General features: G+C 55.3%; 23 protein-coding genes. 15 read left to right on the plus strand and 8 right to left on the minus strand.

Translation table 11 applies throughout. The annotated features are described in order from the left end of the window. Window positions 1–12 precede the first annotated feature (12 nt). The 5 genes from AAGR22_RS05165 (at window position 13) to AAGR22_RS05185 (ending at window position 6,425) form a co-directional block, all read left to right on the plus strand. The gene (locus AAGR22_RS05165) at window positions 13–936 is read left to right on the plus strand and encodes a dihydrodipicolinate synthase family protein (protein WP_345830711.1); all 924 of its coding nucleotides are present in this window, start codon (window positions 13–15) and stop codon (window positions 934–936) included. A gap of 238 nt (window positions 937–1,174) precedes the next feature. Beyond that, complete coding sequence (locus AAGR22_RS05170) at window positions 1,175–2,425, plus strand: MFS transporter (RefSeq protein WP_345831550.1); 1,251 nt, start codon at window positions 1,175–1,177, stop codon at window positions 2,423–2,425. 205 nt (window positions 2,426–2,630) lie between these two features. Beyond that, the gene (locus AAGR22_RS05175; protein WP_345830713.1) at window positions 2,631–3,497 is read left to right on the plus strand and encodes a patatin-like phospholipase family protein; all 867 of its coding nucleotides are present in this window, start codon (window positions 2,631–2,633) and stop codon (window positions 3,495–3,497) included. Window positions 3,498–3,786: 289 nt separating this feature from the next. Then, window positions 3,787–5,091 carry an MASE1 domain-containing protein gene (locus tag AAGR22_RS05180; protein WP_345830715.1) on the plus strand — a complete coding sequence of 435 codons (1,305 nt, stop codon included), beginning with the start codon at window positions 3,787–3,789 and terminating at the stop codon, window positions 5,089–5,091. 2 nt (window positions 5,092–5,093) lie between these two features. Continuing rightward, entirely contained in the window at window positions 5,094–6,425 is a 1,332-nt protein-coding gene (locus AAGR22_RS05185; protein WP_067704727.1) for a peptidase, read from the plus strand. Window positions 6,426–6,441: 16 nt separating this feature from the next. Here AAGR22_RS05185 and AAGR22_RS05190 read toward each other — a convergent pair whose 3' ends face one another. Then, complete coding sequence (locus tag AAGR22_RS05190) at window positions 6,442–7,191, minus strand: MipA/OmpV family protein (protein WP_345830718.1); 750 nt, start codon at window positions 7,189–7,191, stop codon at window positions 6,442–6,444. 171 nt (window positions 7,192–7,362) lie between these two features. Here AAGR22_RS05190 and AAGR22_RS05195 point away from each other — a divergent pair, with 171 nt between their 5' ends. Together AAGR22_RS05195 and AAGR22_RS05200 are read left to right on the plus strand one after the other, a co-directional pair. Further along, on the plus strand, window positions 7,363–7,698 hold the full coding sequence (locus AAGR22_RS05195; protein WP_345830720.1) for an SMR family transporter: 336 nt from the start codon (window positions 7,363–7,365) through the stop codon (window positions 7,696–7,698). 115 nt (window positions 7,699–7,813) lie between these two features. Next, window positions 7,814–8,029, plus strand: coding sequence for a hypothetical protein (locus tag AAGR22_RS05200; RefSeq protein ID WP_345830722.1), 216 nt, complete (start codon window positions 7,814–7,816; stop codon window positions 8,027–8,029). Between the two features lie 49 nt (window positions 8,030–8,078). Here the strand turns inward: AAGR22_RS05200 and AAGR22_RS05205 are convergent, their stop codons facing one another. The 3 genes from AAGR22_RS05205 to AAGR22_RS05215 form a co-directional block, all read right to left on the minus strand. Continuing rightward, a complete protein-coding gene (locus AAGR22_RS05205) occupies window positions 8,079–8,261 on the minus strand; it encodes a hypothetical protein (protein WP_156484972.1) in 183 nt (60 codons plus the stop codon). Between the two features lie 78 nt (window positions 8,262–8,339). After that, window positions 8,340–9,539, minus strand: coding sequence for an ATP-binding protein (locus AAGR22_RS05210; RefSeq protein ID WP_345830725.1), 1,200 nt, complete (start codon window positions 9,537–9,539; stop codon window positions 8,340–8,342). Then, on the minus strand, window positions 9,536–10,225 hold the full coding sequence (locus AAGR22_RS05215; RefSeq protein ID WP_345830727.1) for a response regulator: 690 nt from the start codon (window positions 10,223–10,225) through the stop codon (window positions 9,536–9,538). Before AAGR22_RS05215 ends, AAGR22_RS05210 begins: the two co-directional genes overlap by 4 nt. Window positions 10,226–10,687: 462 nt before the next feature. Between AAGR22_RS05215 and AAGR22_RS05220 the strand changes: the two genes are divergently transcribed. Further along, the gene (locus tag AAGR22_RS05220) at window positions 10,688–12,289 is read left to right on the plus strand and encodes a coniferyl aldehyde dehydrogenase (protein ID WP_345830728.1); all 1,602 of its coding nucleotides are present in this window, start codon (window positions 10,688–10,690) and stop codon (window positions 12,287–12,289) included. Window positions 12,290–12,364: 75 nt separating this feature from the next. On the opposite strand, the gene gabP is transcribed toward AAGR22_RS05220, so the two are convergent. Together gabP and gabT are read right to left on the minus strand one after the other, a co-directional pair. Further along, window positions 12,365–13,777 (minus strand): GABA permease, encoded by a 1,413-nt coding sequence (gabP, locus tag AAGR22_RS05225; protein ID WP_067704743.1) that lies wholly within the window; start codon window positions 13,775–13,777, stop codon window positions 12,365–12,367. Window positions 13,778–13,861: 84 nt separating this feature from the next. Continuing rightward, window positions 13,862–15,148 carry a 4-aminobutyrate--2-oxoglutarate transaminase gene (gene gabT / locus AAGR22_RS05230; RefSeq protein ID WP_345830731.1) on the minus strand — a complete coding sequence of 429 codons (1,287 nt, stop codon included), beginning with the start codon at window positions 15,146–15,148 and terminating at the stop codon, window positions 13,862–13,864. A 107-nt stretch (window positions 15,149–15,255) separates the two neighbouring features. Between gabT and AAGR22_RS05235 the strand changes: the two genes are divergently transcribed. Beyond that, window positions 15,256–16,746, plus strand: a complete 1,491-nt coding sequence (locus AAGR22_RS05235; protein ID WP_197473311.1) for a PLP-dependent aminotransferase family protein — start codon at window positions 15,256–15,258, stop codon at window positions 16,744–16,746. Window positions 16,747–17,029: 283 nt separating this feature from the next. On the opposite strand, the gene AAGR22_RS05240 is transcribed toward AAGR22_RS05235, so the two are convergent. Next, window positions 17,030–18,007: an alpha/beta hydrolase gene (locus AAGR22_RS05240; RefSeq protein ID WP_345830734.1), complete on the minus strand. Its 978-nt coding sequence runs from the start codon at window positions 18,005–18,007 to the stop codon at window positions 17,030–17,032. 42 nt (window positions 18,008–18,049) lie between these two features. Next, entirely contained in the window at window positions 18,050–18,976 is a 927-nt protein-coding gene (locus AAGR22_RS05245; RefSeq protein WP_345830736.1) for a PhzF family phenazine biosynthesis isomerase, read from the minus strand. Between the two features lie 877 nt (window positions 18,977–19,853). On the opposite strand from AAGR22_RS05245, the gene tssB reads away from it, so the two are divergent. The 6 genes from tssB (at window position 19,854) to AAGR22_RS05275 (ending at window position 25,358) form a co-directional block, all read left to right on the plus strand. Then, complete coding sequence (gene tssB / locus AAGR22_RS05250; RefSeq protein ID WP_345830738.1) at window positions 19,854–20,369, plus strand: type VI secretion system contractile sheath small subunit; 516 nt, start codon at window positions 19,854–19,856, stop codon at window positions 20,367–20,369. A 49-nt stretch (window positions 20,370–20,418) separates the two neighbouring features. Continuing rightward, window positions 20,419–20,580 (plus strand): hypothetical protein, encoded by a 162-nt coding sequence (locus AAGR22_RS05255; RefSeq protein ID WP_345830739.1) that lies wholly within the window; start codon window positions 20,419–20,421, stop codon window positions 20,578–20,580. Next, entirely contained in the window at window positions 20,580–21,626 is a 1,047-nt protein-coding gene (locus AAGR22_RS05260; protein ID WP_345830740.1) for a hypothetical protein, read from the plus strand. The genes AAGR22_RS05255 and AAGR22_RS05260 overlap by 1 nt, the downstream gene beginning before the upstream one ends. 3 nt (window positions 21,627–21,629) lie before the next feature. After that, window positions 21,630–22,121: an Hcp family type VI secretion system effector gene (locus AAGR22_RS05265; RefSeq protein WP_067704760.1), complete on the plus strand. Its 492-nt coding sequence runs from the start codon at window positions 21,630–21,632 to the stop codon at window positions 22,119–22,121. 330 nt (window positions 22,122–22,451) lie between these two features. Then, window positions 22,452–24,503 carry an AAA family ATPase gene (locus tag AAGR22_RS05270; protein WP_345830742.1) on the plus strand — a complete coding sequence of 684 codons (2,052 nt, stop codon included), beginning with the start codon at window positions 22,452–22,454 and terminating at the stop codon, window positions 24,501–24,503. A gap of 36 nt (window positions 24,504–24,539) precedes the next feature. Continuing rightward, the gene (locus AAGR22_RS05275; RefSeq protein ID WP_345830744.1) at window positions 24,540–25,358 is read left to right on the plus strand and encodes a lysozyme inhibitor LprI family protein; all 819 of its coding nucleotides are present in this window, start codon (window positions 24,540–24,542) and stop codon (window positions 25,356–25,358) included. The last annotated feature ends 19 nt before the right edge of the window (window positions 25,359–25,377 follow it).

A 25,377-nucleotide genomic window follows, 5' to 3' on the forward strand; every position in this document is an offset into this window, starting at 1 on the left:
CAGGAGAAAATAATGAAAAAAATTGAAGGCATTGTGCCGGTGATGTTGACGCCGTTTACCCCGGATAACCAGATTGACTACCCGGGGATGACAAAACTGATTGAGTGGTACCTGACCCAGGGGGTGGATGCGCTATTTGCCGTGTGCCAGTCGAGTGAAATGCAGGCGCTGTCGCTGGCCGAGCGGGTTGAGCTGGCGCAGTTTGTCGTCGCACAGGTGAAGGGACGGGTGCCGGTTATCGCTTCCGGCCATATCAGTGATGATATCGCCAGGCAAAAAGAGGAGCTGCTGGCGATGTCCCGTACCGGGATAGATGCCCTGGTACTGGTGACCAACCACCTTGATCCGCAAAATCAGGGCAGGGACGTTTTTTATCAGACCATCAATACCCTGCTGGACGCGCTGCCCGCCGATCTGCCGCTGGGCCTGTATGAATGCCCGGCTCCATACCGTCGCCTGTTGAGTGATGAGGAGTTCCGTTTCTGTGCCGAAAGCGGTCGCTTTGTGGTGCTGAAAGACGTCAGCTGCGACCTGGAGACGGTAACCCGCCGCGTGGCGATGGCGGAAGGTACGCCGCTGGCGGTGATCAATGCCAATGCGGCCATTGCCTGGCCTGCCATTCAGGCAGGATCGAAAGGTTTCAGCGGCGTTTTCACCAACTTCCATCCTGAACTTTATCACTGGCTCTATCACCAGGGAGCCAGCCAGCCGGAAAAAGCCCATGAGCTGTCGCTGTTCCTCTCCCTCAGCGCGGTGACGGAAACCCTGGGCTACCCGAAAAATGCCAAGATCTGGCATCAGCGTCTCGGCACCTTCGACAGTGAATACTGCCGGGTAAATAACGACAACGTACTGGAAAAATTCTGGGGACTTGGCGTGCTGCTGGAGCAGATCCAGCAGGGTACCTCGCTTTGGCAAAAGAAAATCGCGGAATAAGCCGCGTACGGGATGGCGCAAGGCCATCCCTCTGATCCTGCTGCCCGCCAATAATAACGATACGGGGAACAATCATGACTCTTTGCAACTGCAATGACCGGGCGAAAGAAAGACTCGCTTTTGATCCAAATAACACCCGCGCACCTCTTTGTCCATTTCGACAGGGAGATGCATGATGAAAGCAGATACCACCACCGTTATCAGTACATCCAGTGCTGCCCGCGCATCCTCCCCGGCGATGACGCAGGCGCCCGCCGTCAGCCGCTTACGCTGGGGCATTGTGATGATTCTGCTGCTGGCGGCGATCGTAAACTATCTCGATCGCGCTAACCTCAGTATTGCCAATACCACCATCGCCGCCGAGTTCGGCTTCTCGCAAACCGAGATGGGCCTGCTGCTGTCGGCCTTTCTGTGGCCCTATGCGCTGGCTAATCTCCCGGCTGGCTGGCTGGTCGACAGATACGGACCAAAGCGCATGTTCGCCTGGGCGCTCTGCCTGTGGTCCAGCTTTACCGTGCTGGCTTCCTTCGTCAACAGCTACAGTTTCTTCTATGGCCTGCGTATGATGCTGGGCATTTCAGAATCGCCGTTCTTTACCTCCGGCATTAAAATTACCCATCGCTGGTTTGGCGACCGCGAGCGTGGCCTGCCGACGGCGATTATCAACACCGGTTCACAAATCGCCAACGCCATTGCACCGCCAATCCTAACCGTACTGCTGCTTACTCTGGGCTGGCGCGGCATGTTCGTGGCGATTGGCCTGATGGGGCTGCCGCTGCTGCTGGCCTGGTGGAAATTTTATCGCGATCCCGATGCGCGGGAAGATGCCCTGCTGCACGCCGGGCAGCGCAGCGTGGCACCGCCGGAAGAGCAGGTTCGCACCAGCTGGGGCGCACTTTTTCGCTTTCCCGCTACCTGGGCGATGGTCATTGGCAACTTCTCCATTATGTTCACCATCTGGGTCTATCTGACCTGGCTGCCGAGCTATCTGGAGAAATCGCTGGGCTTCAGCCTGAAAGCCACCGGCTGGATTGCCTCTATCCCGTTCTTTGCCGGGATCCTCGGCGTGCTGGTGGGCGGCATGCTCTCCGACCGTCTGGTGCGTCGCGGCGTGGCATCCATTACGTCGCGCAAGATCCCGATAGTATTGGGTGCGGCACTGGCGGCCTGCTTCGTTGCTCCTGTCCCCTTTGTGAACAGTACGCCGCTGGCGATTACCCTCCTGGCGCTGGGCTACTTTTTCTCACAAATGCCTCAGGGCGCGCTCTGGACGCTGGCGAGTGATATCGCACCGAAAGAGCAGGTGGCATCCCTGGGGGCTATTCAGAACTTTGGCGGGTTCCTCGGCGCGGCAATGGCACCGATTGTCACCGGCGTGATCCTGGATATGACCGGTAAATTCACCAACGTATTTTTACTCGGTGCCGTCTTACTTCTTATTGGCGCACTGAGCTACGGCCTGTTTGTCCGCCACCGCCTCCAGTCCTGACCGGTAATCCTTACCCTGCAACAATAAATAGCGTTCGGTTTAAACACCGAACGCTATTATAGATAAACTGCGTCCGGCGATATGTGCAGGCGTTAAGGGCAATCCGAATCGCCCAGGCAGGATAACCTTTCTGTCATGTATGCCTGTACAGGTGCCATTGTGACGCGGGAAGTGCGGATATAATTTCAGTTGCGAGGAGCAGGTAATGAGTCATAGCGGATCGGGTGAGGGCAGAGCAGTTGTATTAGGTGGTGGGGGCGTGGCAGGTATAGCCTGGATGACAGGGTTGCTGCTCGGTCTGCGGGACGAAGGGGTTGAGCCTGGGCACACAGCTGACGTGCTGATCGGCACGTCGGCAGGATCGACCGTCGCCGCACAGATTGCGTGCGGGTGCGATCTGGACGATCTCTTCCAGCGGCAGACCCTCCCCGAGAGGCAGGTAGCAGAGCTAGTGCCGAAACCGCATCTGCTTGAGCTGATCGGTAATGCGCTGCCGGTGCTGTTCAGGCTTACCGATGCGGTTGAAAGGACGCGGCGCATTGGCGAACTGGCGGCCAATAGCACAACCGTGGACGAGGCGCAGCGCCGCGCAGTCATCGCCGACCGGCTGCCCTCGCATCACTGGCCCGACCGCCAGCTCAGGATCGTTGCGGTTAATATCGCTACCGGCGAGCCGCAGATTTTCGATAAAGATTCCGGCGTCAGCCTGATCGATGCCGTCGCTGCAAGCTGTGCGGTACCGGGCATGTGGCCCCCGGTGAGCATAAACGGTCAACGCTATATGGACGGCGGCATTCACTCGTCGGATAACGCTTATCTGGCGGCTGGCAGCGCTAAGGTTTTGATTTTGTCCCCGCTGGGGACGCAGGGGATGACGCTACCCGGTAGTGTAAACCTGACCAGTCAGGCTGAGGCGCTGCGCCAGGGCGGGGCCGACGTTACCCTTGTTGAACCTGACGAGGCTTCTCGCGAAGCGATGGGCAAGAATCCGCTGTCGCCCGAAACTCGCCTTCCTGCTGCAATGGCTGGCCGTGCGCAGGGCCGTGCTATCGCCGCCAGCCTGGCAGATTAACCCCGCAGCCTGACGCCCGTTAATCGGCAGGCGTGCTGCCTGCCGATTAACGGGCATACTCAGTAACAATGCCACAATGCCACAATGCCACAATGCCACAATGCCACAATGCTCAGAGCCAGCTCCTGACAATTACCGGGGCTTACGCCATTGAACTCTGATACAGTTTCAGCGGGGTCAAGCGAGACGTTATTCATTTTTTTGTCCCTGTTACTCTCCACGCCCGTTCTGTTGAAGAAAAAAAGATTGAGTTTATACTGTCGGGCAGGTCACATGAGAATTAAGAGAAATGAAAATGAATCGCGCGGCTTCTTTCTTTCAGCATAATGCAGTTTCCATCGCGCTGTGGATGATTGTTTACTATATTTCAGGCGTTATTTCATTAAAAGTCGATGCCATTGACGCACAAATTTCCATTGTCTGGTTTCCGGCAGGGGTGGCGACAGCGGCCTTTCTCTGCGCCAGGTGGCGTTTATGGCCGGTGCTGTTACTCTCCTTTGTTATTATTAACGTTATTCTCGACAATGCATTTGATAATAATTTAACTCTTTCAATTATCTACGCTATTGTCGCTATGCCGGCGAGTATGCTAATTGCCTGGATTACACGCTACTTTTCCCGTCCCGGCGACGATCTGCATATTATTCTCTTATGGCTTTTTGCTACTATTCTGGTCAGTTTTGTAGATGCGCTGCTCTTTTCAGCGGGGCTGAACTTCTTCAGAAATGCCAATTTCAAAGAAATTTTTTGGAGCGGGTTTATCGCCGATGCGACGGGGATTATATTTGCTACAACGGTGATCATGGGGTTTATGAACACCCGCCTGCGCACCCGCACCTCGATCGTTAAAAATATCATTCCGGGCCTGATGACCTGGATACTATTATGCCTGAGTAGCCTGCTGATTTTTAATAATACGGCTAAAGCTTTTGCCCATAATAATCTTCATCTTTACAGTGACGCGCTGATTTTTTCACTGGCCTGCATACCGGTCATTTTTGCCGTGTTAATGTCACTGCTGTGGGGCAATCGGGGCGGCTCGCTGGCGCTGCTGACGCTGTCCGCCATTGCGATGTATTTCACCAAAAACAAACTGGGTCCTTTCTTCATGAGAGGGCTGTATCCGCATGAACCGCTGATGCTGATTCAGGGCTATTTAACGGCAACCACGCTGTTAATGGTGTTTATCCGGGTCATTACCCGGGATATTTCTCATCTTGACGCTGCAAACGGCATTCAGGCCAGGCAGTATGCCGTTTATCAGTTAAACCTGGCCACCGGCGAGATCGCCTGGGGCAATCTCATGGGGGAGTTAGGCCTTATTGATGAGGACGTTTTTTCACACCGGGAAACACTCATGCAGCGGGTCCATCCGGATGACCGGGACCTTCTTGCCGCTCACTGGGCAGGGACGTCCAACCAGAACAATCTGCCGATTATCCAGTTTCGGCTAAGCACCGATGAGGGGGCCTGGATCAGAGTCACCGACAGCGGAAGCCTCTTTTTTAGCCAAAACACGCCGCAAATGATAGTAGGGAAATGGCGCATAACTAAAACCCTGCCGCTTTTCAAAACTGACCAGATGGATAAGTAAAAATGGTTCAGATCGCCTTATTACTCTTTGGTGCTGACTTTGTCAGAACCAAGTCAAAATATCTGTGGTTTATCGGCCTGCTGTGGGGCACGTTGGGCGCGCTGGTCTTTTTCGACGGGCTGGATGGTCAGCTCTACTTCCCACTGAAAACCTTCGGCTTTTTATTGATGGTCGAGAGCATTGTGACCCTGAGCGTCGCCTCCAGCGGGGCAGGGGCGCAAAAAGCGGTGCTCTATTTTAAAGGGGTGACGTTCCTGTTTTGTGCGCTGGTCATCATTATCAACCAGAAATACAGCAACCTGCTGCTGTCGGTTATGTTCGGTTTTTCATTCTTCATTATCGGCCTGTTTGTTGGCGTCTCGGCCTGGGTCGTTCGCTATCCGCGCTGGCATCTGAATATTTTTTACGGCCTGGTACAGATGTTTTTTGCCTTCTTTCTGTTTATCCATAACCAGGCTGCCGTCTCATTTTTTCTCGGTTTCTTAATGGCCGGTAGCGGCCTGAGCTGCTTATTTACCGCCGTGCGGGCAAGACGTATCCGTCATGCCAGCTCGGTGTTTCAGCTGATACAGCCTCAGGATACCTTAGAGCACAGGGAGTGGACGCTCGAGGAGAGTGCTGCGCTTGCGGCACTGGCTGAAAAACAAACCGGCTTATCCGGGAATACGCTCATCGTGCATATCTGGACGCCAGAGGGATCGGCAGAACATACCCCGGTTTCCCGGCCGGTCATTAACCGCTATATCGCGGCCGTTGATGAGGATGGCGTGATCTCCACGGGGCATGCAGCTCTTGAGGTGCCCTCACTGCTTTACATCAGCCTCTATCCTGCCGAAGATATTGACCGCTCCCCTTCAGAGTTTTTCCGCGTATTGAAGGCCACCCACGACAATGACGTTAAGGGGTCGTTTCAGCCCAGCTACGAAACCGAAGCCGCCGACTGGTGTCACTCGGACAGGCGGGTTATGTTCACCAATTACAACGTAGCCTCGCTGTCGGCTTTCTGGCAGATCTATTCCCGGCATGAAATTTATAACCTGACCTACCGTAACTGCTCCAGCAGCGTGGCCTATGCGCTGGAGGCTGCCCTGGAGGGCGTTCTCTCATCACGGAGCAAGAGCTGGACCCATACTCTCAAAATATTCTTTATGCCTGAACTCTGGATCGCTTCCCAGGTCCGCAAGCGCGCCCTGATGATGGCCTGGACGCCCGGTCTGGTGATGGACTATGCGCGCGCACTTAGCGCGGTAGTCCATCCCGTTGCCCTGCCCTGGTCGCAGAGGATGCCGTGGAAGTGGCGCTACTCCCACCAGCAGGGCCGCGCTGGCAAATAGCCGCCAGCGGCCGCGTTTAGAACGTCCAGACCAGCCCCGAGTTTAGCGTCCAGAAGTGGCTCTGGGAGACCATAGGGCTGTGGCGCAGGGGCGCGGGCAGGAAGGTGATGCGTGGTTGCAGGTAAAAATGCAGGTGCGAAGTGACATGCCAGTCAGCGGCCACCGCCAGCCAGGGTGAAAACGCCTGGCCGGGTGAATAGGCAGACATACCGGAGCGGGAGGCTTCTTCCCGGCTGATGCCGTAGTAATAGCGAGCCTGCTGGGCATTAAGCCAGTCGACCCCGGCCTCAGGGTAGATATCCACTCCGGTGAGGGAAACCTGGCCCGCCCAGGCGAGGGTGCCCAGCAGGCCGTTACTTTCTCCCAGCGTGTCCGTTGAAAGCTCTGCCCTGAATGCGCCGACCGGGGTGATACGCTGGTAGCTTACTCCGCCCATCATCGTCGCGTGACGGTTGTCCAGTTCGCGCATGCGGGATGCGTGACTTCTTTTCGGGTCAAATTCCATATCGAGATAAAAAAGCCGTGCCTTAAGCTGATTTACATCGTCATTAACGGCATAAACCCCCGCGTCCAGCCCATCAACATACCAGTGGGCGTTGTCATAGCCGACATAGGGCAGGGCAGACCAGGTGGTTTTATAATTACGCCAGGGCAGGGCGTTAGCCTCTCCCTGTACACCCAGGGATAAATCAGCGGCGCTGGCCCGCGCGGCCAGGGCAGTAAAAATAATAAAGAGCGTGATTAAATATTTAATGGCTGATTTCATTTTCAGTTGGGTTCTTATATTCAGTCCGGAAAAAAAGAGTGTAGTCGCGATAACCGCGGGGGTGATCCTTCTCGGGTACATTTGGTCCCGGAACAATTTAAACGTAGAATAGCCGTTGAAGGTATCAATAATCCGCGTTCACTCGCGCCCAGACAGGATAAAGAAGGCACAATGTTTAATATTTACGCAATTTTATTTATTTCTATTGTGGCCGAAACGCTGGCGACGACCATGATGAAAGCCTCCGAAGGATTTACCCGGCCCCTTCCGAGTATGCTGGTGGTTATCGGCTACTCGGTCTCGTTATACGGCCTTTCTCACGTCGTTAAATCGATGAACCTCGGTATTGCCTATGCCATCTGGGCCGGTATGGGCATTTTTCTGGTGTCAGTTATGTCATTTTTCCTCTATAAGCAGAAGCTCGATCTGCCTGCGCTGATAGGTATTGCTTTTATTGCTGCCGGCATCATTATTATCCAGCTCTTCTCCAAATCCGTCGCTCACTAATATTGAGTGCGAATAAACGGTTATCACAACTGCTGCCAAAACTTTAGCATTGGCTGACAATAACTGAGAATTAAAAGCGTAAGTTCTTTCCATCGCACTGATTCGGGAAGAAAAAATGAAGATTTCACGGCTTGTTGTCGGTTTATTTCTGCTTGGCGTATCCTCGGTTTCACTGGCCCAGTCTGCACCCCTGACGCATCAGCCCTGTCAGGGCAGACCGGTGCCGCACCAGTTTACCTTCAATAGTGCGGACACGGCTGAATTGCCGGATGAGAATATTGATCTGCCGGAAAGCGTTATCATACGCTCATTCGATAGCAAAGCGGGCTGAAGTGCCAGCCCGCTTTGCCAATTGGCGTATGGATAGCGTTTGTTTTTCCTTAATCCACATAGCAAACCGGGCAGCCGGGTGTCGTTTGGGTATGTGGACTATCATGGCAGCCGGTGAGCGCAAATATGGCCGGAATGACGAATGCAATTACCGGCAATAGCCCGGTAAAGCGTGCGGGCACAAAGAGATGATGAAAAACCTGCTGCGCATAATGAATGAATGTGTTGGTCATAGCCTGCATCCTCCGTTGAGATGCGGCTATTTCATCAAGAGAGTGTCAAGATTCCCTGTAGTTATTATCAAGAGACGGTCAAGTTTCGCTTTTTTTATCGGCGACGGCGGTGGTAACCGGTAAAAGCAGGGTGATTTGCAGACCTCCTCCGGGCGGCAAGCTGGCGTAAATCGTGCCGCCACAGGCCTCACACACGGCTCGCGCAATAGACAGCCCTAAGCCACTGCCGCCAGAGTGCCTGGCGCGTGAAGATTCGGCTCGGGTAAAGCGCTCAAACATGGTCAGTAAGAAGGCTTCCGTCACGCCCGGCCCCCAGTCCCTGAAGGTAATTTCACAGGCTTCCGGGCGACGGCTTACGCCAACCTCCAGCCGCTTGCCTTCACAGGCGTAGCGCAGGGCATTTTCCATAATAATCGTAAAGACCTGCCCAAGGCGAAAGCTATCGCCCATAAAGGGGACGGGGTATGAGGGGCTGATGGCGATCGCCATGCCAGCCGCCCCGGCCTGCGGTTTTAGCCAGGCAGCCCGCTCCTGGAGCAGCTCGACCAGGTCCAGTTTACTGTGGGTTAATAACAGGCGCCCGGCATCGGCGAGCGACAGCAGGTGCAACTCATCGGTGAGGGTATTAAGCAGGATCAACTGTTTCATAACCATCTGCAACTGCGCAGGCTCGGGTTTAAACACGCCGTCAATCATCCCCTGTAACCGCCCGATAGCGGCCGTCAGGGGAGAACGTAGCTCATGGGCCATTGCCACATGGGAGGCGCGAAGCTCCCGATCGTATCGTTCAAGCTGGTGAGTCATGGTATTGAAATTTCGCGTAAAACGAGCAAGTTCCGCCGGAGCTTTGTCGACAATGCCCACCCGGGTGGAAAATTCCCCCCGGGCAATCGCACCCGCCGCCGTTGCCAGCCTGCTGAACTGCAAAGAGAGCGGGCGCGCAGAGCGCAGCCCTAACAGCACGATAAAGGGGATGGCAATCACCACCAGCACGCCCAGCATCAGCCAGTCTGCCGACGCAACGTTGGGGGCGGAGTAGCTGATCCCCCAGCCGGCATCCATCAGATGGTGGAAACGGGCCAGGTCGCGTTCCGGATGCTCCAGCAGCAGTGCAAACTCCCTGCGCTTCGCCGGTGGCATATGGTGGAGCACCCAGAGATTCTGAATAACAAAGCGCAGCCACATACTAAAGGCAATCAGGACAACTGAACCAATGGCCAGCGTCAGTACCCGCAGACAAATCCAGCGCCAGAGCGTTTGCTGATGTGGCGTCTTCATGGCTGACGGAACCGGTAGCCGACGCCGCGAACGTTGTGTAGCACGTTAGTGATCCCCGCTGATTCAAGTTTTCTTCGCAGATTATAAACGTGGGTGTCAACCACGCGCTCCAGCGCCTCGCTGTCGGGCAGGCAGTGCTCCAGCAGCTGCTGGCGGGAGAAAGGCTGAGTCTGTGCGCGCATGGTAAAGGCCAGTAAGGCGAACTCGGTTGGCGTAAGATCCAGCCACTGCTGGCCCTGATCCTCATCACCGACCACTGCCGTCAGCGCTAGCGGATCGACCTCAAGATTCAGCCAGCGAAGCCGCATCGCGCTCTGAGCATGGGCCGCTGTGCGGCGCAGCACCGCCTGGACGCGGGCGACCACCTCTCCCGGATTATAGGGTTTAACCACGTAATCGTCGGCCCCGTAGCGTAGCGCACCGATTTTATCCGAAGGATCGCTCATCGCCGTCACCATAATAACCGGGATGTCGGTCCTGCGGCGCACGGCAGCCAGCACTTCGGTGCCGTTCATACCGGGTAGCATCACATCCAGCAGAATGAGATCCGGCTTCCAGCGATGTGACATCTCAAGCCCGGCCAGCCCGTTGCCAGCAATGGACACCTGATAGTTTTCCCGCAGGAGGTAGGCTTCCAGTACGCCCGCAGCATCGGCATCATCCTCGATAATCAGTACGCGTTTCATCTCTGTTCCCTCTCCTGATGATGTTATGTTTTATTCCAAAGCGATAAAGGGGAGCCGGACTCTACCCTGCAATTCGGTGCCGATCGCAAAGAGGGCTGCGCTCCCGGATGGCGAGCGAAGAATGATAATCAAAAAAAACATGGCATACATTAACCCTGGTACAACGGCAGGCCTGCTTATGACCGTGCCGGAGCCGAAGGCATTCACGGCTTAGGCTACTGGCGGCAGGTTTACGTCTGCGGGGTCAATCCCGAGGTAATAGTAATCGTTTTGTGCTCAATGACGAATATCAATAGCCGCGCAGGGCGTGGGATCTGGACGCAGTAGGCTATCGACGGTAAAATGCGCGCGGCTAAAAACTGTATCAAAAATGCGCGGTAACAGCGCTATGGGCATTCACAACGCTTCAAAATGAAGCGTCGAATTTCTTTGGGTAATACCCGTTGATACAGAGCCGCCTCCATGAATATTTCACTCTGCCACGCTCTCTGTTTCATCGCCCCTTGCGCTGACGGCCAGGCCACGCCTGCCGACTACCCGATCGCCTTTATTCTCACCCGCTATGCAGTGAAATACCCGCTGCGGCTGTCACACCATTTTGCCAGACACAAGGTTCATACCATGAGTAACACAACATTAATCCTCAATAATACACCCGCGACGGAACAGCAGCTTGCGGATAATATCGCCGCCATGCGTTTGCAGAACCGTAAAGTAATACCCGATATCGCCACCCGCCGCGCACGTCTGAAAAAAGGTATCCGGTTACTGACAGATAATCAGGACGCGCTGGTCGCAGCATTTTCTTCAGATTACGGTCACCGCAGTCAGGCAACGACGCTTATCTCCGATATCCTTGGGTCCGTCGATGCCCTGCATCATGCCGAACAGCATCTGGAAAGCTGGATGCAAAGCGAAACGCGGGAAAGCCCCTTCCCCGGCGTCCACGCGCGTATTGACTACCGACCGCTTGGCGTTGTTGGCGTGATCAGCCCGTGGAATTTCCCGCTGGTGCTGGCGTTTGGCCCGCTGGCAGGGATCTTCGCGGCGGGTAACGTGGCGATGCTTAAACCCTCCAGTACCACGCCTGCCGGTTCGGCCCTGCTGTGTGAGCTGATCGCCCGCTATTTTGATGAGGATGAATTCTCTACGCTACAGGGCAGCGGCGCAGGCTCGGCCTTTTCCGCTCAGGCCTTCGACCATATGATGTTCACCGGCAGTACGGAAACGGGCCGTAAAATCATGCAGGCGGCCTCGGCCACGCTGACGCCGGTGACGCTTGAGCTGGGCGGGAAGTCACCAGCCGTGATCGGTAAGGATGCGGACATTCGTATCGCGGCAGAACGCATCATGACGGTGAAAATGTTCAATGCCGGACAAATTTGTATCTGTCCGGACTACGTTTTGGTGCCCGAAGAGAAGAAAGAGGCCTTTATCCGCGAGGCTCAACACTTTGTGACCCAGCACTATCCCACCCTGTTGAATAACCCGGACTATACGGCGGTCATCAACGTTCGCGAGTATCAGCGTTTGCAGGGCTATATCACCCAGGCGCGGGAGCGTGGTGCTGACATCGTTGAGATTAACCCGGCCGGTGAGGTCTTTGATGAGCAGCATCATAAGCTACCGCCAACCCTGATTGTAAATCCCCCCCGCGACACGCTGGCGATGACCGAAGAAATTTTTGGTCCTCTGCTGCCGGTAGTGACCTACAAAGAGCCAGGCGAATGCGTCGAGCTGATCAATGCGCGGCCCAACCCGCTGGCGGCTTATTACTTCGGTGAGGATCGCGAAGCGATACATCGTTTCCAGCAGAGCATTCTTTCGGGTGCCATCGTGATTAATGATGTGATGAGTCACGTCTTACATCACGACGTGCCGTTTGGCGGCGTGGGCGCATCGGGTATGGGGGCCTACCATGGGATTGAAGGTTTCCGCCGGTTCAGCCACGCGCAGCCCGTTATTGAGCAGAGCCCTCAGGGTGAATCGAATCTCCTGATGCGGGCACCTTACAATGGACAGACGCTGGAGACCATCGCATCGCTGCTGGCGCAGGCTGATTAATCGCTGCTGGCGCAGGCTAACCAGTCTGCTTCCCCGATAAGAAAAAATCCCCGCCTGCGGGGATTTTTTTATTGGTCAGAGATGATCCGATGAGTGCAGAGGCTTAAGCCGGGTTCGCTTTGCCACCGTCTGCCTGCTGTGTACTATCCGGCCAATAATCACCACGGTCAGAGCCAGCACGGCGGTGGCAATCATCTCGGAGCGGTGTTCAACCGAGAAGATCATCACCGTCAGGATGGTAATGATAAACCCGATGGTCAGCCACGTTAGCCCCGGGAAAAGCCAGACCCGATAGGTGATTTTCTCTCCTCTCGCTTCGCGCTGTTTGCGCATCACCAGATGAGATGCGGCTATCACCAGATAAACCAGCAGGGCAACGGCGCCTGAGCTGGCGAGCAGGAACTCGAATACGGCAGCGGGTGCGAGGTAATTCGCAATCACGGTAATAAACGCTGCCGCGGTGGAGAGCAGTACCGCCACCCGTGGCGTGCCTTTTGCGTCCGTCCGGCCAGCGGCGCGCGGGGCATCCTTACGGCGGGCCAGTGAATAGAGCATGCGTGAAGACGTATAGAGCGCGGAATTCAGACAGCTGCATACCGCCACTAACACCACCAGATCAACAATTAGCCGGGCGTGAGGGATATTCATCGCCTGCAGCACGGTCTGATACGAGCCAACCTTAGCCAGCGCGGGCGTGTTCCAGGGAACCAGCGCGACGACAAAGAAGATCGACAGAAGATAAAACAGGGCGATGCGCCAGATAACGGAATTGGTTGCTTTGGTGACCTCGGTCCCCGGGTTTTTTGACTCGGCGGCGGCGATAGTGACGATTTCGGTTCCCATAAAGGAGAACATGGTGGTCAGAATCGCGGCCATGACCGCACCCATACCGTTAGGCATAAAACCGTGCGTATCCCACAGATGAGAAACGCCGCTGACGCCGCTGTGGGGCAGCATCCCCGTGACCGCCAGCGCCGTGACAACCAGGAAGGCAACAATGGCAATAACTTTGATCAGCGCAAACCAGAACTCAAATTCGCCATAGTTTTTTACGCTAAGCAGGTTGGTGCCGGTCAGGACAAGGGTGATCGCCAGGGTAAACATCCAGATGGCGATCTGCGGAAACCAGGCATTAAGAATGGTGGCGGCGGCGTTTGCCTCAAGCGGGATCACCAGCACCCAAAACCACCAGTACAGCCAGCCAATGGTAAAACCGGCCCAGCGGCCAAGCGCTTTATCCGCATAGGTCGAAAACGACCCCGTATCGGGGCTGTCGACCGCCATTTCGCCCAGCATACGCATAATCACCACCACCAGCGCACCGGCTGCCAGGTAGGCAAGCAGGACGGCAGGCCCCGCAGCGGCAATGGCGTGACCGGAACCGACGAACAGACCGGCACCAATAACACCGGCAATCGACAGCATACGGACGTGGCGTGGTTTCAGGCCGTGTGACATTGCACCATTTTCAGATGGGAACGCTGACATGATTTTTCCTCCGGTACATCCAGAGCCTGCCGCAGCGGCAGACCCTGTTTGATGGGTAAGGGGGTCCGCACGGCGGACCCGGTATCAGGCCGTGACGGCAGGGCTTGCGCTGTCAGCGGTATGCATCCCCAGCACCTGGGACAGGATCGCCAGCGCCTGGGTAAACTGTTCGTCGGGGATGGTCAGTGGGTAAAGGAAGCGGATCACATTGCCAGCCGGGCCACAGGTCAGCAGCAGCAGGCCCTGATCCATGGCCTGCTGCTGCACCGCCTTCGCCGCGTCCGCATGGTAAAACTCCACGGCCACCATCGAACCGACCCCTCTGACGTCGCTGATTCCACAGTCGGACTTCTGCGCCTGATGCAGGAACGCCATCAGCCGGGCGCCGAGATCCTGTGCCCGCTCACAGAGCTGCTCCTTTTCGATAACGTCGAGTACCGCGTGTGCGGCGGCAACGGCCAGCGGATGACCGGCATAGGTGCCGCCCAGCCCGCCCGGCGTGGGGCTGTCCATCACCTCTGCACGACCCGACACCGCTGAAAGCGGCATCCCGCCCGCCAGGCTTTTCGCCATGGTGATCAAATCGGCTTTTACCGGATGATGCTCCATCGCAAACAGCCTGCCCGTACGGCCAAAGCCGCTCTGCACCTCATCGGCAATCAGCAAAATGCCGTGCCTGTCCGCCAGCTCGCGCAGGCGAAGTAAAAACTCCGTAGGGGCGATGCGAAAGCCGCCTTCACCCTGGACCGGTTCCAGCACGATAGCCGCCACGTCTTCCGGCGCGATATCCTGACTAAAAATGTCGTGCAGGCTGTTGAGAGCATCGTCCACGCTAATGCCATGCGCCGCGCTGGGATAGCGGCCATGCCACACTGAGGCGGGCATCGGGCCGAAATCGCGCTTATAGGGCGCGACTTTTCCGGTCATCGCCATGGTCATAAAGGTGCGGCCATGAAAGCCGCCGCCAAAGGTGATAATGCCGTGCCGTTTAGTGTGGGAGCGGGCTATCTTCACGGCGTTTTCCACGGCCTCAGCGCCGGTGGTAAAAAACGCCGTTTTGGCTGGCCCCGCGATTGGCACGGCGCGGTTAATGCGCTCGGCCAGCTCAACGTAGCTCTGATAGGGGGTGATCTGGAAGGCGGTATGGGTAAAAAGCTGTAGCTGACGCGCAATCGCGTCTTCAACATGCGGATGACGATGTCCGGTATTCAGAACCGCGATGCCGCCCGCAAAATCGATCCACGCCCGTCCGGTATCGTCCCACAGGGTGGCGTTTTCAGCGCGCTGGACATACCAGTCACAGAGGACGCCGACACCACGCGGGATTGCCTGCTCTTTTCTCTGCTGCATACTATTTTTTTTAACGCTCATCGTACGTCCTCGCGATAATGTGTTTACAAAACGTAAATAACAGGTCTATTTACGGGTGAGTTGCCACCTGATACCAGAGCCATTTCAGCACGAAGGAGTAGAGCCAATTGCGTACGCTATACGCGGATCACATATCTGAACGCCTGCAGCTTATGCAGGAAGGAACACTCCAGCAGCGGCTGCTTAAGTGCCTGCAGGCCGCTATTCTGGAAGGGGTCTTCCCCCTTGAAAGCCGCCTGCCCGCTACGCGTGACATGGCGCGGGAACTGGGGGTATCGCGTAATACCGTGATTTTCGTCTATGAAAGTCTGACCTCTCAGGGGTATGTCACAGCCCGCACGGGCAGCGGGACGTGGATTGCCGCCACGCTGCCGGAGAGCTGCCTGCAAAGTGGCGAGACCCTTACCGCTGTCACGGCTAACGCCAACCCGCTCTCGAGGCTGTCAAAGCGAGGTGCCAGCCTTATCGGCCATGCCACCGCTTCCCCGCATCAGTGGGGGGCATTCGTCCCCGGCGCGCCGGACGTTACGGCATTCCCTCACAAGCTTTTCAGCCAGATCCAGGCGCGGCTAAACCGCCAGCCCAGCGTTGACCGGCTCATCTACAGCAGCGACGGCGGCTGCCCGGATCTGCGGCAGGCGCTGGCCGGTTACCTGCGCATTGCCCGTTCAGTCAAGGCCGACGCCGACCAAATCCTGATAACGGAGGGCATACATCAGGCGGTCGATCTGGTTTCCCGCGTACTGTGCGATCGGGGCGACTGGGTATGGATTGAGGAGCCGGGATATTGGGGAACGCGCAATCTGCTGCGGATAAACGATTTAAAAATCCACCCGGTGCCGGTGGATGATCAGGGGCTGGTGGTTGACTTACCCGCTGGCACGCCGACGCCCAGAATGATATTCGTTACCCCTTCTCACCAGTATCCGCTGGGGGTGCATCTCAGCCCGGAAAGAAGGCTGCAGCTGCTGGCGCTGGCGAAGCGGCACAACAGCTGGATAGTGGAAGATGATTACGACAGCGAATTCCGCTTTTCCGGGCAGCCTTATCCTTCGTTGCAGGGCCTTAAGGCGGATGCGCCGGTGATCTACATGGGCACCTTCAGCAAAACGCTCTATCCGGCACTGCGCATTGGCTACATGGTGGTGCCTAAAGCGCTGATCGCCCCGCTGCGGGTAGCGGCCTCGGAGCTTTATCGCGGCGGCCACCTGCTGGTGCAGCGGGCGCTGGCAGAATTTATTGAAGAGGGACATTACGCGGCGCATATCCGCCGCGTGCGGCTGCTCTATCAGCAGCGCCGCCGTTTTCTCTGCCGACTGATCGGGCAATATCTCGGCGATCGCTTTCTGGCATCATGCGATCATGACGCCGGGCTGCACCTGGTCATCAGGTTACCCCAGGGCAGCGACGATGTGGCTATCGCGGCGCTGGCCCTGCGGCGGGGCGTCAAGGTGCGGCCCCTTTCCCAGTACTATATGCAGCTTCAGCACGAGCGCGGCCTGCTGCTCGGCTATGCCTGTGTGAATGAAAAACAGGCTCTGAGAGCCTTTGGAATATTAAAATCCTGCCTGACTGACTCGGGGATTTCGCTATGTTGAGGCGTGATAATGACGGACGTTGAAAAATTGAGGCAAAAATACCCCGGAGCCAGCGCATGCGCATTTGGCGATACCCCGGAAATGGCCGTGGAGAAAAGAACATCAGGCGTTTTTTGAAGGGTCGGTGATTATGCGGTGCTATGGACCGGGTGGTGGAGGAATTTATAGTCGTGGAGGTGGTCAGCTAGCCGGGCATCAGGACAGGGGCCTTGTCTGTATAAGGGCTGGCCCCTGTCCTGACAGTTGTTATGGGTGCGGCAGGGCTGTCATTATTTCAGTTAGACTATCCCTTTCCGGATGGTGTTGATTGTTTATCGCCATGGCATCTGGAAAACCAGGCGGCGATAACCTGCATCGCATCCCCTACCGCATCGAGGGCACCGCCCATCTCGATAAAACCATGAACCTGGCCCGCATAATGTCGATGCAGCACCTCAACCCCGGCATTAATCAGGCTGTGCGCATAGGCAATGCCTTCGTCGCGCAGTGGGTCAAAGCCACCGGTGATCACCAGGGCAGGCGGAAGGCCCGAGTGATCGTTAGCCAGCAGCGGGGAAGCCTGCCAGTCATTAGCGTCGGCGGCGACAGGCAGATAGCTTTTGACCATTTTCTGCATCGCGTTCGCATTCAAAGGAGGCGTTTGTGCCTGCTCTAAACGTGATAAACGTTGCTCGCCCTCAGCACTGTTATCGGTACTGGGATAAATCAGCACCTGACAGCATAGCCCTGGCCCTGACATCTCACGATTGGCCAGACAGGCTACGGCAGAGAGGCTACCGCCAGCGCTGTCACCGGCGATACCGATACGGGCGGGGTCCAGGCCCAGTGTTTCGGCGTTTTGCAGGATCCAGCGGCTGGAGGCAATGACGTCTTCAGGCCCGGCAGGAAAGGGATGCTCGGGCGCTAACCGATAATCTACCGCGACGATGATGCAGCCGCATGTCTCGGCCAGTCGGCGGCATACCTTGTCGTGAGTATCCAGGCTACCAATAACCCAACCCCCGCCGTGCAGATAAATTAATCCGGGTTGAGGCGTGCTATCCAGGTCCAGCGGTCTGTAAAGACGAAGCGGAATGGCTCCGGCTGGGCCCGGGGCAGAGAGGTTTTTTACCTCGGCCATATTCCGGGCCTCGCCACCCAGCTGTTCACCGACCGTGGCATAAAAAAGACGCATTTCCGCCGGCGTCAGTTCATCAATTGAAGGGCCGTCGGCCTTAGCCATTTCAGCCAGTACCCGTTTGACCTGCGGATCCATAGACATAGAAGACTCCGATATTGAGGGAATACTTAAGCATAATCCTTTTTACCCTGAATGCTCTTCGCTATAGCGCACATCTCCACCTAACCAGCAGCCTTCGGCTTCGCCCCGTGAATTAAAGCGGAAGGTCACCTCTATCTGCGACGGGCGGCCCATCGCCTGTCCCTGACAGATAATCACCTGCTTTTGCTGAGGGTCTATCTGCCCGCCGTGGCGCAGGCCAAATGCCAGTGCCGCAGCGGCAATCCCGGTCGCGGCATCTTCCTGGTAGCCTGAGGATTTGGGAAACTGACGAGCAAAGAACCTGCCCGGATTCTCCCTGTCGGGGGCGTAAGGGTACAGGCCGGTTGAATCAAGATGCTGACAGAGTTCGGCAATAAGGCTAAAATTTGGCTGTAAATTATGTAAAGTCTGACTGTCTTTGAGTGGCACAAGCGTTTTAATCCGGCTGGTGCAGGCGTTGATGACAGGTACATCTGCCAGCTGATCGGGTTTGATGCCGAGCAGCGACAGAATTTCTGGCTGTAATACTTCGCTACGGGGTATAGCTGAAATCTGCCCCGCGGGTTGGGTGATCTCAACCCTGAACTTATCTGCAATGGCACTGCGCACGATGCGGGCATAAACCTTGCCACTGCGCGTAAGAATGGTCGCTTTATCCCGCGTTAATATCCCCAGACTGGTCATCAGCCACACCGTTCCGACGGTCACGTGCCCGCACATCTCCATTTCATGATTGGGAACCCAGAAATGCAGCGAAAAATCATAATCGCTGCCCGCCGGTGCCGCTTTAACAAAACCGCTTTCATGACCGGTTTGGCGAGCGACAGCCTGCATATCCTCGTCGCTCATCGCGCTGGCATTTAAGACGACTGGTGCCGGGTTTCCCCCATGAGGTCCGGCAGCAAACACATCGACCGTAACGACCTTTCCGGCGGGCAACGCAGCCAGCGACTGTTTTAAACTCATCATTCAGTTTTCCCCTGTTAAAGTCAGTTCTTATGGCCGGGCTGGCTCTCTTCTGGCTGACAGAAAAAGCAACGCGCCGCGCGGGCGGTGTTTAGCCTGGCGCTTACGGGGCGCGCCCGCCATCAACAGGTAGTGTAATGCCCGTAATATGTTTTGCCTGGGCTGAGAGCAAATAGGTGACCGCCTGCGCCACATCTGCCGATCGGCAAAATTGGCGAGGACGTGAACAGGTTAGAGACCTGGGATAGCCTTGCAATAATTCAACATTTTTCCGTCCCGATGTACAGATACTCGTTGAGCCGCAGCAGCCTAAAAAACCGTATCTTTGGGGTTGGAATCAACGGGTACAGTAATTAAGTGAATAACAAAAATTTTACTTTGAAGACTCTTATGAACATTCCTCTTGCCCGGTAGTGAGCGGATCAAGATTTTTTAATAAAAATTAAAATCAGATTATTCATGCAGGCGATGATTTTTTGTACGGATTTTAACATTAAGTTAAATTGATCATTTACCGTACATCCTTATTCCATAAGGATTAAAGGGCTTATGCTAGGAAAATTCTTATAAATCAAACAGATGATCTTTGCTTGCTAAACGCAGTGTGTGTAATATTTTGTTACATATTTTCATTTCCACTGCCCTGGTTAACATTCTTACACTCGCGTCTATAGGTTGTTATCCGAAATTATTATTTTCAGATAAATACCCAAAATACAGTGTCAGCCTGCTGGTGAATGGATTGTGCTTGCTTTTAACTCCAGGGTTTTGATTCACGTCGGATGACGTGATCGTGGAGGGTATTCTGGCCGGGTAAGTCTTTCTTATTATTTCTCACTGGCATTGACCGTTTCTATAACTCCATAGAACAGGGATAGTCATGTCTAACTCCTATCAGTCCGAGATCCCCAAAGCCCGCGTTAATATCCAGTTAAGCCTGCACACGGGCGGCGCTCAGAAAAAAGTCGAATTGCCCCTCAAGCTTATGGTGGTGGGGGATTACAGCAATGGTGCCGAGCAGCGCCCGGTGTCTGAGCGTGAGACTGTCAGCATCAATAAAAATAACTTCGATAACGTGTTATCTGAATACTCTCCCTCAGTAAACCTTTCCGTAAAAAACACCCTGGCGGGTGACGGCAGTGAAGAAAACGTCAGCCTTTCCTTCAGTGAAATGAAAGACTTCGAACCTGAGCAGATTGCCCGTCAAATCCCCCAGCTCAAGGCCATGCTCGCCATGCGTAATCTGCTGCGCGACCTGAAGGCTAACCTGCTGGACAACGCGACATTCCGCAAAGAGCTGGAAAAAATTCTGCTCGATCCGATGCTCAGCGCTGAACTCAGAGCCGAGCTGTCTGCTCTGGCACCGAAACAGCCATATGGGGCAGAAGCAGCGTGAAGAAACACTGGCTTCCCTGAATGATCGCGTTCCGCCGCTGGAGCCCGGCGTGTCCCTGTTAGTCCATAAGACCGGGAAACGCCGTTACAACCTCCTGCGTTCTGTGTGGTTCTGGATAATCATCGCCGTGCTGCTGACGGCCTCTGTCTGGGTCGGCGGCCATCTGTGGCTACAGGTTCTGCTTCATCAGCAACTGCCGGAGCTGCACTGATGCGAATACCTGTACTGTTACGGGCGTTATATCCGGTGCTGATTTGTCTGGCTGCAATGCTCTGGCTGATTTGGGGATTCCTGAATGGTGTCGGACTGCTAAAAGGCAGCCTGACAGTTGCTGCCTGCATTGCGGCGCTGGTGATTACGTGCAGGCGCTATGGGCGGCTGGGCTCTATGAAAGCGCAGGAAGAAAGCGGATTTTATCCTCCGGAGGGGTTTACCGGTCCGGTTTTGTTGGTCTGTGGTGACCTCAGTGACAACCTGTTTTCTGCCGGACCCTGTCGCACCACCGCGCAGGGCTGCTATCTGCAGGTAGGTATACCGGAGAGTCTGAGCGCTTTTGCTGACAGATTACTGGTTCGTCAACCGCGCATGGCTGGGCAACTGGTTGTCATGTACCGGGTTATGCCTGATTTACATGATGATAAAGGGTTACTGTGCGCCTCCCTGAAAGCTCTGCGTCAACAGGTGAAACAGCTGAAGAACCTTTCCGGCCATACGCCACCGGTGGTGCTGACGGGGGAGTTTTCAGGCCCGGAAACGCCATGGATTGTGCTCAGGGAAAAAATTTCTCTGGTCTGCCTGGTGGATGAGCCTGCCCTGACACTGGATGAATGGCAACGGCTACCGGAGAGCGTGACCCGTTTGCCGTATCTGACTCAGATGGTAAGCCTGCTAAAGCAGGTGGTTTTGGATGAGCTGTCGAAACCAGACCGGCTCTGCCCGCCAGTAGTACCGCTAGCAGTGGTGCTACGCAGTGGCGCAATCAGAACCCTCTCTGGCTCCATGTGGCCGCAGTGGCTTTTCCGTCATTCAGCATTGCTGCCACCGCCGCAGGTCATCTCTTATCCCGCGTTGTGGCACTTTGCCGATCCGGTACTGCCGCTGCTGGCACCTTTTGCCATGCCGTTGCAGGGAGGCCAAACCGGGCGCCGGGTGGTCATTGCCCTGTTTCTTTGTACGCTGGCAGCAACAGGCTTGTCCGTCATGCACAACGCGTCATCGCAGGATGATGGCGTGCACGACCATGAAATGGAGAAATAACACATGGCTATTCCTGTTTATCTTTGGCTGAAAGACGACGGCGGTGCGGACATTAAAGGTTCCGTCGATGTGAAAGATCGTGAAGGCAGCATCGAAGTGATTGCACAGGATCACTGCCTGTACATCCCGACCGACAATAACACCGGCAAGCTGACCGGGACCCGTATTCACACCCCGTTTCTGTTCACTAAGGAAATCGACTCCTCCAGCCCGTACCTGTACAAGGCGGTGACCACCGGTCAGACCCTGAAGTCTGCCGAATTCAAGTGGTACAAGATCAACGATGCGGGCCAGGAAGTGGAGTATTTCAATACCAAACTGGAAAACGTCAAGCTGGTGAAAGTCGCGCCGAAAATGCACGACGTCAAGGATCCCTCCTTCGAGAAGCATAATCACCTCGAAGCCATCGAACTGCGTTACGAAAAAATCACCTGGACCTACAAAGACGGCAACATCATTCATTCCGATTCGTGGAACGAACGCGCCACCGCCTGATTACGCGTCATATTTCGCGCCACAGGTGCGTTGGCTGCATTCATTCGCCCCGGTCACATAGTTATCTATGCTCCCGGGGACTCATGACCTTGCCGCCTTCCTGTGACGCGAACTATTTAGCGTAATCGCTTAGTGCGTCATATATCGCGTAATCCTCGTTCTTAAGCGGAGGGGGTGACCTTTCCGCTGTTCTTTGCTGAACCTCTGCCCGGGCGGGCGTTGAGCAAAGAAACCCACAAACTGCCAGCCCGACCGCGTGCGCTTTGGTCCCCTTCACGGGAAACAGCGATGGGCGGTAGCGTGTCCAGGAACCGACAAAGAGAGAACTTCATGGAAAATCCAGCCATCCTGCTGCGACGTCTGAACCCTTACTGTGCCCGTGCGATGGAAGGCGCGGCTTCGCTTTGCCAGACCCGAGCGCACGCGGAAATCCAGCCAGAGCACTGGCTGCTGAAACTGCTGGAGCAGGGCGAAGGTGACCTGACGGTGCTGGCGCGTCGCTACGAGTGGGATATGGATGCGCTGTGGCAGGATTTGCTCGGCTGGCTGGATAATCAACCGCGCTCGGTACGCAGACGCCCGCAGTTATCCGCTGATATCCAGAAACTGATGCAGGAAGCCTGGATGCTGGCCTCGCTTGCCGGAGAGAAGAGTATCCGCAGTGTTCACCTGCTGATGGCGCTGACGGAAAACCAGAAACTTGCCCACTGTGATGGTCTGTGGCCACTGCTGACGCTCGGGATGAGCCAGCTCTCCCGGCTGCTGCCGCTGCTTGATGCGCAGTCTGATGAGCGTCCGGATTTGCAACTGGAAGCCGAACTGACCCAGGATCACGGCAGCGAGGTGGAATTTGTCGGCCGTCCTGCCGGGGCAGAGCTGAAAGAAGGGGAACTCAACCCGGCCCTGCAAAATGCGCTGGATAAATTCACCCTCGACGTCACGCTCTCCCGCCGTTACCTGACCGGTCGTCAGCTGCCTGACAAAGCGATCGACCTGCTCGATACCGCGGCGGCACGCGTACGTATGAGCCTGGATACCTTACCGGAAGCGATGGTTCATCTGAAAGCGCAGCTAACGGCGCTGGAGCTGGAAGAGAAGGCGCTACTGGAGGATATGTCGGTCGGTGGCAATACACACAGTGACCGTCTGGCCGTCATCGAACAGCAGCGCCAGGAGAGAACCGATGCCCTGGAGCAGCTTGAAACCCGCTTCACGGAGGAAAAAGGCCTCAGTGAACGGCTGATGGCCTGCCGTCAGTCTGTCCGTTCAGAGAAGGGGAATCAGGCCGACATCCATAATCTGCAGGCGCAGCTGGATACCCTCCAGCAGGATAATGTGCTGATTCAGCTGGATGTGGACACCCGCACCGTGGCCAACGTGATTGCTGACTGGACCGGGGTGCCGCTCTCCTCACTTATGAAGGACGAACAGACCGAACTGCTGAACCTGGAAAGGGAAATTGGCAAGCGCGTCGTGGGCCAGGACGTTGCGCTCAACGCCATCGCCCAGCGTCTGCGTGCCGCCAAAACCGGACTCACGTCCGAGAGCGGCCCGCAGGGCGTGTTCCTGCTGGTTGGCCCGAGCGGCACCGGGAAAACACAAACCGCACTCACCCTGGCCGATGTGCTGTACGGCGGTGAAAAATCCCTTATCACCATCAATCTGTCGGAGTACCAGGAGCCGCATACCGTTTCCCAGCTGAAGGGCTCACCGCCGGGCTACGTCGGTTACGGCCAGGGCGGCATCCTGACCGAAGCGGTGCGCAAGCGTCCGTACAGCGTGGTGCTGCTCGATGAAGTCGAAAAAGCGCACCGCGACGTGATGAACCTGTTTTACCAGGTGTTCGACCGCGGCTTTATGCGTGACGGCGAAGGACGCGAAATCGACTTCCGTAACACTGTTATTCTGATGACCTCCAACCTTGGCAGCGATCATCTGATGCAACTGCTGGATGAACAGCCGGAAGCCACTGAAGGCGACCTGCACGAACTGCTGCGCCCCATTCTGCGCGACCACTTCCAGCCAGCACTGCTGGCCCGTTTCCAGACCGTGATTTACTGCCCGCTGAATGAGACCGCGATGCGCACCATCGTGGAGATGAAAGTTGACCAGGTGAGTCAACGCCTGCACCGGCATTATGGTCTGAAAACGGAAATCGATGAGAGTCTGTATGACGCCCTGACCGCCGCCTGCCTGCTGCCGGACACCGGCGCGCGTAACGTTGACAGCCTGCTCAATCAACAAATCCTGCCGGTACTGAGCCAGCAGCTGCTGACGCACATGGCGGCAAAACAGAAACCGCAGACACTCACCCTGGGGTGGGATGAAGACGACGGGATTGAACTTGTATTCGGTCATGATGAAGCGACTCACAAGCAATAAAATGCAGTTTTAATGAAAAATAAAAGGGAGATGAAAATGATGTTCAGAAAATTAGCCTTATTGGTTGCAGTTGGTGTGTTCTCCAATGCGGCAAATGCCGGGTTGTTTGATTCCAATGATTTTAAATGTGGAAGAGTTGATGCAGTTAAAGCGCTTTCTGATTACATCAGGAATGATGCATCAGGTTTGCTTCAGAGTGATTTTTTGACCAAAAATAAATATGGATATGACAAGCCTGTTTCAACATATCAGAGCGCGCTTAACAGCATCGTCTTAAATATTACAAATGTGTCGACGGATGGGAGTCGGAGCTATGGTCTGAATTGTAGAGCGACCATATCACTGAAAATTCCTCAGGAAACACTGGATGTAGTAAGTAACGCCCCTGGTTATTTACGTTCTGTCACGGGCGCGTATGGGAAAATCAACAATGGTAGCGTGGTCTGGAACGATGTTAGCTATAACGCGAAGCTTGCAGACAATAACAAAGACATCATTTTCAGCAATTTCAGCAGAAGTGATATTTCCGACGTGATGTTCAATGTCAGCGTATTAGCTGAAAATAAAGAGCGAATCGTCAAGGCCCTCTCTCAGAGTTCCCTGGGCCAGGCACAATCAAATTATAAAAACGCGGACAGAGAATTGAATGCACTATGGAAAGAACTCCCTGACTCAGCAAGAAATGCACTGAAAAATGAGCAGTTGACTTGGATTAATGACAAAGTAAAAAAATGCGGAAAGATTTCTGATGCATCTTCAGAAACGATGGATGTCAGCCAAAGAACGGGCATTTATCAATGTCAGGCTAAAATGACAAATGAACGCATTTCTTATTTGAGCGGAAATAATAACTAAGCTGCGTGAGAGGTGTATT

Source organism: Erwinia sp. HDF1-3R (assembly GCF_039621855.1).
Classification (GTDB): Bacteria; Pseudomonadota; Gammaproteobacteria; order Enterobacterales; family Enterobacteriaceae; genus Erwinia.